Annotated in this window: 8 protein-coding genes and 1 pseudogene; 6 read left to right on the top strand and 3 right to left on the bottom strand. The window is 67.6% G+C overall.

What is annotated here, in order from left to right; translation table 11 throughout:
• Positions 1–257 (bottom strand): annotated as a pseudogene (locus QMX79_RS10500) (transcription termination factor Rho); the annotation flags it as partial.
• 222 nt (positions 258–479) lie between these two features.
• A complete protein-coding gene (gene trxA / locus QMX79_RS10495) occupies positions 480–809 on the bottom strand; it encodes a thioredoxin (protein WP_282246700.1) in 330 nt (109 codons plus the stop codon).
• A gap of 540 nt (positions 810–1349) precedes the next feature.
• Between trxA and rhlB the strand changes: the two genes are divergently transcribed.
• The 5 genes from rhlB (at position 1350) to ung (ending at position 6339) form a co-directional block, all read left to right on the top strand.
• On the top strand, positions 1350–3062 hold the full coding sequence (rhlB, locus tag QMX79_RS10490) for an ATP-dependent RNA helicase RhlB (protein WP_068854241.1): 1713 nt from the start codon (positions 1350–1352) through the stop codon (positions 3060–3062).
• A gap of 84 nt (positions 3063–3146) precedes the next feature.
• Positions 3147–3833 carry a cell division ATP-binding protein FtsE gene (gene ftsE, locus QMX79_RS10485; RefSeq protein WP_068854240.1) on the top strand — a complete coding sequence of 229 codons (687 nt, stop codon included), beginning with the start codon at positions 3147–3149 and terminating at the stop codon, positions 3831–3833.
• On the top strand, positions 3830–4780 hold the full coding sequence (ftsX, locus tag QMX79_RS10480) for a permease-like cell division protein FtsX (RefSeq protein ID WP_282246699.1): 951 nt from the start codon (positions 3830–3832) through the stop codon (positions 4778–4780). The genes ftsE and ftsX overlap by 4 nt, the downstream gene beginning before the upstream one ends.
• Positions 4781–4792: 12 nt before the next feature.
• A complete protein-coding gene (locus QMX79_RS10475) occupies positions 4793–5635 on the top strand; it encodes a response regulator (RefSeq protein ID WP_068854238.1) in 843 nt (280 codons plus the stop codon).
• Positions 5632–6339 carry a uracil-DNA glycosylase gene (gene ung, locus QMX79_RS10470; RefSeq protein ID WP_282246698.1) on the top strand — a complete coding sequence of 236 codons (708 nt, stop codon included), beginning with the start codon at positions 5632–5634 and terminating at the stop codon, positions 6337–6339. Before QMX79_RS10475 ends, ung begins: the two co-directional genes overlap by 4 nt.
• On the opposite strand, the gene QMX79_RS10465 is transcribed toward ung, so the two are convergent.
• The gene (locus QMX79_RS10465; protein ID WP_237334372.1) at positions 6336–6686 is read right to left on the bottom strand and encodes a helix-turn-helix transcriptional regulator; all 351 of its coding nucleotides are present in this window, start codon (positions 6684–6686) and stop codon (positions 6336–6338) included. The two genes, ung and QMX79_RS10465, sit on opposite strands and share 4 nt — an antisense overlap.
• A 586-nt stretch (positions 6687–7272) precedes the next feature.
• On the opposite strand from QMX79_RS10465, the gene QMX79_RS10460 reads away from it, so the two are divergent.
• Entirely contained in the window at positions 7273–9201 is a 1929-nt protein-coding gene (locus QMX79_RS10460) for a hypothetical protein (RefSeq protein ID WP_282246697.1), read from the top strand.
• Positions 9202–9236: the final 35 nt, after the last annotated feature.

Here is a 9236-nt window from a genome sequence, read left to right as displayed (position 1 = left end):
CCGGCGTCCTGGCCACCGCCCTGCGGGGCCGGGGCATCGCCGCCGGAAGCGGCCGGTGCCTGGGGCGCCTGCTGCGGCGCTGCGGGTGCAGCCGGCGCCGGCGCGGCGGGCGCGGCAGCCAGGGGCAGGGCGTTCTGTTCGGGGGAAGACCCGGTGTCGGCGCTGCTGGCAGCGGCCTTGGCGACGCGCGGCTTGCGCACGCGCTTCTCGGCGGGCGCGTCGGCGCTCCCGGGTTCGGAAGTAGTGATATCGGACAAGTGCTGAATTCCTCGCTGGAAGGTGCGAGCGCCCGGCAGGGGCGGCGAACGTTGGGAAGGGATTCTGGAAAGAAACGTCGTCCAGAAGATGCGGCGCGCGAATGCGGCCGGATGTGCCGACACTAACACCGGCTCGCGGCGCTGCGCAAGCCGGGTGGGGCAGGATCATTCATGCGGGCGTGGGGCCCGCGGGGCAGCCGGGGTGGCCGGCTGCCGGGTGGCTCAGGCCAGGGCCTTGTCGAGCAGGCCGGCCAGCTGGGCCTTGCCCACCGCGCCAACCTGTTCGGCGACCTTCTGGCCGTCCTTGAACACCACCAGGTACGGAATCGAACGCACGTGGTACTTGATGGCCAGGTCGCGGCTCTGGTCCACGTTGACCTTCACGATCTTGGCGCGGCCGGTGTAGGCGTCGGCCAGTTCGTCCAGGGCCGGGGCGATCATCTTGCAGGGACCACACCATTCGGCCCAGAAATCGACCAGGACCGGTTCCTTGGAATTCAGCACGGTGCTATCGAAGTCGGCATCGCCGACATGTACAACCTTGTCGCTCATCTTGGTCTCTCGTTTTGGAGTGCACCCGGCAGGGCCGGAGGGGTTGAACCTGGACAGGGCTGGGGGCCTGGTCCGCGTCTGCTGCCTCGTGGCCGCGGGTGCGGCCAGCGGTGCGTCCGATGGATGCCTGGACGCTCACGGCCGGCAGTGTACCCCTATCGTCGCGGGGCGACAGACACCGGTTGGAAAGAATCGTCCTGTGACCGTCATCGCGCTTTGCCGGGGTTGGCGGGAACGATATGCGGGTGGGGCTTTGGCGGTTCCAGCCCTTCCCGCGAACGCGTTCAACTGGGGGTTGGGACGATGAAAGGCAGCCACGCAGGGCGTGGCTCTACGGTTGGGCGGGCCGTCGCATGGGGGTCTGCGACGGCTTCCCCCGGTTTGGCGGCCGCTTTGCGCTAAACTGGCCCACTGTGCGGCGCCCCGGGACCGGTTCGGTCCGGCCTCCGCCTTTCCAGGCGCAGGGCCCAATGGCGACGGTGCCCCCCAAGATTGCAAGCCACCCGCATCTCTGTCGGCTGGCCTTACCAAGACGGACTCATGAGCGACAAACCGCTGACCGATTTGACCTTCTCCTCCTTCGAGCTGCATCCGGCCCTGCAGGCTGGCCTTGAAGGCGCTGGTTTCACCCGCTGCACCCCGATCCAGGCGCTGACCCTGCCGGTCGCACTGCCCGGCGGCGATGTCGCCGGCCAGGCCCAGACCGGTACCGGCAAGACGCTGGCGTTCCTGGTCGCGGTGGTGAACCGCCTGCTGACCCGCCCGGCGCTGGCCGACCGCAAGCCGGAAGACCCGCGCGCGCTGATCCTGGCGCCCACCCGCGAACTGGCCATCCAGATCCACAAGGATGCGGTGAAGTTCGGCTCGGACCTGGGCCTGCGCTTCGCGCTGGTCTACGGCGGGGTGGATTACGACAAGCAGCGCGAACTGCTGCAGCAGGGCGTGGACGTGATCATCGCCACCCCGGGCCGCCTGATCGATTACGTCAAGCAGCACAAGGTGGTGTCGCTGCACGCCTGCGAAATCTGCGTGCTCGACGAAGCCGACCGCATGTTCGACCTGGGCTTCATCAAGGACATCCGCTTCCTGCTGCGCCGCATGCCCGAGCGCACCACCCGGCAGACCCTGCTGTTCAGCGCCACGCTCAGCCACCGCGTGCTGGAGCTGGCCTATGAGCACATGAACGAGCCGCAGAAGCTGGTGGTGGAGAGCGAGTCGATCACCGCCGCGCGCGTGCGCCAGCGCATCTACTTCCCGGCCGACGAAGAGAAGATCCCGCTGCTGCTGGGCCTGCTGTCGCGCAGCGAAGGCGCGCGCACCATGGTGTTCGTCAACACCAAGGTGTTCGTGGAGCGCGTGGCGCGCTCGCTGGAGAAGGCCGGCTACCGCGTTGGCGTGCTGTCCGGCGACGTGCCGCAGAAGAAGCGCGAGAGCCTGCTCAACCGCTTCCAGAAGGGCCAGCTGGAAATCCTGGTGGCCACCGACGTGGCCGCGCGCGGCCTGCACATCGACGGCATCAAGTACGTCTACAACTACGACCTGCCGTTCGACGCCGAAGATTACGTGCACCGCATCGGCCGTACCGCCCGCCTGGGCGAGGAAGGCGATGCGATCAGCTTCGCCTGCGAGCGCTACGCGATGGGCCTGCCGGATATCGAGGCCTACATCGAACAGAAGATCCCGGTAGAAGCGGTCACCAGCGAAATCCTGACCGCGTTGCCGCGTCCGGAACGCGCCCCGGCTGCGCCGGGCGAGGAAGGCGACGAGAACGAGAGCGTTGGCCAGATCTTCCGCGAAGCGCGCGAAGCACGCGCCGCCGAGGAAGAGCGTCGCGGCGGCGGTCGTTCGTCCAGCGGCAGCCGCTCCGGCGGTGGCCGTGGCGAGCGCAGTGGTGAACGCAGCGGCGAACGCCGCCCGCGTGGCCCGCGCAAGCCGCGCGTGGAAGGCGAGCAGCCTGCCGTGGCCGTGGAAGGCGCCGCACCGGTCGAGGCTGCAAAGCCCGCCCAGGCGCCGCGTCCGCCGCGCGCCGAAGGTGCGCCGGAAGGTGCGGCCGAGGGCGAGCGCGCGCCGCGCAAGCGCCGTCGTCGTCGCCACGGTCGTCCGGTGGAAGGTGCCGAGGGTGCCGCGCAGTCGGTCACGCCGGTGCAGGTCACCGCCAAGCCGATGCGCAACACCGCACCGGCCGCCGATCCGGGCGCAGGCTTCCTGACCCGCATCGGCCGCAAGATCCGCCGGATGCTGTCGGGCGGTTGATCTCCGATCAACGGTAGCGCCCGGCCGGTGGCCGGGCGACACGCCGTTCCCACGCCGCCATCCTCCTCCTGCATAATCGGAGGAATGAGCGTCCTGCGTTTTGACAATGTCAGCAAACACTATGCGGGCGGCCACCAGGCTCTGGTGGACGTCAGCTTCGATGTCGCACCCGGCGAAATGCTGTTCGTCACCGGGCACTCCGGCGCCGGCAAGAGCACCCTGCTCAAGTTGATCCACCTCGACGAACGGCCCAGCCGTGGCGCGGTGGTGTTCGACGAGCGCAACCTGCTCAAGGTGCGCGGTGGCGATATCCCGCACCACCGCCGTGCGGTCGGTGCGGTCTACCAGGACCACCGCCTGCTGATGGACCGCAGCATCGCCGAGAACGTGGCCCTGCCGCTGATCCTGCGCGGTACCCGGCGCGGTGACATCGGCAAGCGCGTGCGCTCGGTGCTCGAGCGCATGGGCCTGGGCCACCGCGAAAAGGCGCTGCCCTCGCAGCTGTCGGCCGGTGAGCAGCAGCGCGTGGGCATCGCCCGTGCGATCGTCGGCGAGCCCAAGCTGCTGGTGGCCGATGAGCCCACCGGCAACCTCGATCCAACCCTGGCCGCTGAAATCATGGCGCTGTTCGCCGAACTGCCCGAGCGCGGCACCAGCGTGCTGGTGGTCAGCCACGACCTGGCGCTGCTGCGCGCCATGCGCAAGCGCGTGCTGATCCTCGACCACGGCAAGCTGATCGACGACATCTCGCCGCAGGACCTGGCCGAATGAGTACCGCCACCAACAAGGAAGCCGCGGCTCCGTCGCGCCTGGGCGTGTGGCTGCACCACCACGGCCACAGCGTGGTGTTCAGCCTGGGCCGCGCCTGGCGCAAGCCGTGGGCCACCCTGCTGACCGTGATGGTGATGGCGCTCGCCCTGGCCCTGCCGCTGGGCCTGTCGATCGCGCTGGACAACCTCAAGCATTTCGCCGGCAGCGTGCAGCAGTCGCGCGACATCAACCTGTTCCTGAAGACCGATGTCGATGCCGCCGCCGCCAAACAGGTTGCCGACACCCTGCGCGGTCGCGCGGATGTGGCCGGGGTAACCCTGCGCTCGCCCGATGAAGGCCTGGCAGAACTGCGCGACAGCGCCGGGCTGGGCGAAGCCATCGATGCGCTGCACGACAACCCGCTCCCCTCGCTGCTGATCATCACCCCGGCCAACGGCACCGACGACGCCCGCCTGGCGCAGTCGCTGGAGGGCCTGCCGCAGGCCGACCTGGTCCAGCACGATGCGCTGTGGCGCAAGCGCCTGGATGCCTGGCTGGGCTTCGGCACGCGCCTGGTGCAGGTGCTGTCGGTGCTGCTGGGCCTGGGCGCGGCGCTGGTGGTGGGCAACACGGTGCGGCTGGACATCCAGGCGCGCCGCGATGAAATCGGCGTGCTGCAGCTGCTGGGCGCCAGCGACGGCTTCATCCGCCGCCCGTTTCTGTACCTGGGCGCGTGGTACGGGCTGGGCGCCGGTGCGCTTGCCCTGGCGCTGGTGGGTGGGGCGGGGCTCGCGCTGCGCCCGCCGCTGGCCGCGCTGTCGCAAAGCTATGCCAGCCCGTTCGTGCTGCATGGGCTGGACCTGTTGCATTCTTCGCTCGTGCTGGTCGGCACTGTCGTGCTGGGCTGGCTGGGCGCGTGGCTGGTGACGGGGCATTTCCTGCGCCAGACCCGTCCGACCGAAACCTGAGGCCTGCCCTGCATGCGTCCGCAAGTACTGAAGCACCTGGTCGACGACGCGCCGCGCGTCATGGTGGTCGATGGTTCCAAGCTGGTCCGCAAGCTCATTGCCGATGTGCTGCAGCGCGAGCTCCCGGCGGTCGAGGTGGTGGGCTGCGCCAGCATCGAAGACGCGCGCATGGCGTTGGCGGCCGGCCCGGTCAACCTGGTCACCACCTCGCTGACGCTCAGCGATGGCGACGGCCTGGACCTGGCCCGGCTGGTGCGCGAAACCGCCGGGCAGGCCTACGTGCCGGTGATCGTGGTCTCCGGTGATGCCCAGCAGCATCTCGAGCAGCGCCGTTTCACCGATTACGTCACCGACTATTTCGACAAGGCGCTGGGGCATGAAGCCCTGGCGACGTTCATCCGGGGCTACGTGCAGCCGGAAACCATTCCCGGCGCCACCATCCTGTACGTGGAAGACAGCCGCGTGGTCGCCGAAGCAACCAAGCGCATGCTCGAGCGGCAGAGCTTGAACGTGCTGCACGTGATGACCGCCGAAGAGGCGTTCGCACTGCTTACCGCCGAATCGCTCGGGCGCAGCAGCCACCGCATCGACCTGGTGCTCACCGACGTCACCCTGAAGGGCGAGCTGAGCGGGCTGGATGTGGTTGAGCGCGTGCGCGTGGACTTCGGCTACGGCAAGCGGCGCCTGCCGGTGCTGGTGATGACCGGCGACGGCAACCCGCTCAACCAGTCCGGGCTGCTGCAGGCCGGCGCCAACGACCTGGTGCAGAAGCCGATCGAAGAGCGGCTGCTGGTCACCAAGGTGCTGTTCCAGCTGCGCCTGTCACGCCTCAACGACAAACCCCTGGTGCGATGAACGACGACGTACAACCGACCATCCAGCTTGAAGCGAGCTGGAAGGCGCGTATTGGCGATTACCTGCTGCGCCCCGAGATGCGTGACCTGGCCGCGTTCCTGCGCCAGCGCAAGGCGGCCGGTGCGCATGTATTCCCGCCGGGCCCGCAGATCTTCTCCGCGTTCGACGCCACCCCGTTCGACCAGGTCAAGGTGGTCATCCTTGGCCAGGATCCGTACCACGGCGCGGGCCAGGCCCATGGCCTGAGCTTCTCGGTGATGCCCGGCGTGCCGGTGCCGCCGTCGCTGTTGAACATGTACAAGGAGCTGGAAGCCGACCTCGGCCTGCCGCGCCCGGACCATGGTTGCCTGCTGCCGTGGGCGCGCCGGGGCGTGCTGCTGCTCAACGCGGTGCTGACCGTGGAAGAAGGGCAGGCCGGTTCGCACCAGAAGCGTGGCTGGGAAGGGTTCACCGACCACGTGGTGGACACCCTCAACCGCGAGCGCGAGGGCCTGGTGTTCCTGCTGTGGGGCAGCTATGCCCAGCAGAAGGGCAAGGTGATCGATACCGGCCGCCACCGCGTGCTCAAGGCACCGCATCCGTCGCCGCTGTCGGCGCACCGCGGTTTCCTGGGGTGCCGACACTTCTCGTCGGCCAACCAGTACCTGGAGCGACGCGGCCTGGGCGGCATCGATTGGTCGTTGCCGCCGCGCGCCGCCATTTAAACACCCAGCATTTCGATGATGGATTGCGCCACCTGCCGCTTGCGCGGCGGCAGGCGCCGGAACAGCGACAGGATGTTGCCCTCCAGGTCGTTGCGCGCGTAATCGGCGGTGGGCGCCGCAGCGCTCAACTCGCCGCCATCGGCCTTGCCGCAGCCGCGGCCGGTGGCCAGCCACTCGAAGCGCACCTGCGTCACCACGGCAATGCGCGCCAGGTGCTCCACGCTTGGATGCGTGCCTTCCTTTCGTTCCCACTGCGCTACCGCACTTCTTTTCACGCCGGTCTCATTCGCGAGTTGCGATTGCGACAGCCCTGCACTGGTCCGCGCCCCACGGATCCGGTCTGACATCGTGAGCATGGCAATCCCCTTCCCATTCCTTGAGTGGTGGAGGGTTATCGATACTAACGAGACAGCAATTCTTTCAACAGAATGTACAGAATTGCTGTCTGTCGTTGGCACCGCAGGGTTACCCATCCGTAAACCCCGCAGCGACAGCCCAACTTCCCTCAGTAAATCTACTGGCCGGTTTGACGATTGTCACCCGTACACGTAGTTAATCCTCCATGCCGGCCAAATAACCCGCCGGAAAAACTGAACATCGGAACAGGCCTGCATCAGGTCACACATGGTAGGTATTTTCCTACCCGTGAAGGCGTGCTGCGGCCAAGAAACTGGGGGACGGCCGATGGATAATGTTTCAAGTGTGAAAAGGGCGTTAGTGCGGTTCAGGATTGTCAGTATCTCCGCATTAATTGTGATGGGGCTCGCGTTATCCAGCATTTTCACTGTCGCAAATGCCCAGGATGCGTGCACGGCAAATGGCGCGTGTGTCTCCGCGGGTCCGCGACTTGCGCAGGTCGACAGCACACAAAGTCCCGTGCTGAACCTGCTTTTCACGACGCTTTTGCCCGGAACAAATATCAATATCACCGCGGTGGACTGGAACCACATCGCCGGTGCCGATGTGAATCTCAACGCACTGCTGACCCGCCTCAACGGCGGCGTCGAGGTCAGCGACCCCAGCCAGGTGCTCAACGCCAACATCACCCTGGGCCAGCTGCAGGCCGCGCTGGTGTCGGTGCTGCAGGCCGACGGCAACACGCTGGCTGCCAACGCGCTCAACCTGCTGACGCCCTCGCTCAGCGGCCTGAGCGGCAACATCCGCCTGGCCGACCTGCTGCAGGTGAGCCTGCCGTCCGGTTCGCTGGCCAACGTCAACCTGGACGTACTGGACCTGATCACCGGTGGCGTGCAGCTGTACAACTTCCGCAACGTGGTGACCACGCCCACGCCGGTCACGCTCACCACCGCACAGCTGGCCCCGCTCGGCCTGGGCGGCCTGGCCAATGTGCGCATCTGGGCGCAGGTGATCGAGCCGCCGGTGTACAACTGCGGCCCGGTGGGCACCGGCTTCCACAGCGCAGCGATCCGCCTCAAATTCGATTTCGACGTCGTCCAGGGGCTGAACATCGCGCCGCTGGTGTCGGCGTTGAACGGTCTCAACGTCGGCGGCCTCGTCTCGCTGGCCGGCACCAACATCACCGCCTCGCTGCTGCACCTGTCGGTGTATGCGGATATCGCCCGCGCCGAAGGCACCATCAACGCGGTCAACCTGGCCAGCAACGCGGTGACCCTGCAGGCACGGCCGGGCCTGGTCAACCTGTACATCGGCACCATCAGCGATGCGGTGTTCTTCAACCGCACCGCCGTGCTCACCCCGGCCAGCGTCACCCCGATCAATGCCACCTCGCTGGCTGTCACGGTGGGGGTCAACCTGCTGACCGCCGTGAAGGTGGCCGACGTCGATGTGCCGCTGACGGTATCGGTGCGCGCCGTCGCCACCGGGACCCCATCGACGCAGTCGGTGGTCTTCAACGGCCCCTATCCGCAGACACGCACGCTGACCAGCGGCACGGTCACGGCAACCTCTCTGGTCACCTCGCTGGTCAACTCGCTGGAACTGCAGATCACCAGCGGCACGCCGGTGGTGCGCCTGGTCAACAACCTCATCGTGCTGCCGCTGCCGGTGAACACCATCGTCAATGCGCTGGTCAGCACGCTGCTGCAGCCGCTCAGGGTCGTGGTCAATGCGGTGGTCGCGCCGGTCCTGGCTGCAGTGCTGGGCGGGGTGGTCGACAACCTGCTGGGCCTGCTCGGCATCCGCATCGGCCAAGCGGTGTTTACGGTGGAAAGCATTTCGCAGAGCTGCGCGGCGACCGTGCAGCTGGTCAAGACGCTGGCGCCCACCACGGATCCCGGGCTGTTCAACCTCAGTGTCGCGCAGGGCGCCACGGTACTGGCCAGCGTGGCCAACGTCGGCAACAACGGCGCCACCACGGCCGTGGTCACTACACCGGGCAGCGTCTACACCCTGGCTGAAACCGCCGGAACCGCCACCGTGCTGGCGCGCTATGCCAGTACGTGGGAGTGCAAGGACCAGGCCGGCACGACCCTGACCAGCGGCACCGGGCAGAACTTCAACTTCACCTCGCCGGCGTTGTCCGCGCAGCCACTCAACGTGGTCTGCCGCATCACCAATCGAACACGCCAGGCGGATCTGTCGATCACCAAGTCCGATGGCAGCGGTACCTACACGCCGGGCGGCACGGCCAGCTACGTCATCACCGTCAGCAATGCCGGGCCGGATCCGGTCACCGCTGCGCAGGTGACCGACACGCTGCCGGCGGGCGCCACGCTGACCGCACCGTGGAGCTGTGCTGCGTCGGCAGGCAGCGTCTGCAGTGCCGCCAGTGGCGGTGCGGCCGGCGGCAACAGCGTCAGCCTCGGGGTCGATCTGATCAATGGCGGGCAGGCCACGATCACCGTGCCGGTCCGCTTCAGCGCCGACCCCACCGCGTACTAGTCGTACCCACCCGGAGCGCCACCGTGGCGGTGGCG

It is taken from the genome of Stenotrophomonas sp. PS02300, assembly GCF_029959395.1.
GTDB classification, from domain to species: domain Bacteria; phylum Pseudomonadota; class Gammaproteobacteria; order Xanthomonadales; family Xanthomonadaceae; genus Stenotrophomonas; species Stenotrophomonas maltophilia_AD.
This window is presented reverse-complemented; position numbering and strand designations above follow the sequence as displayed.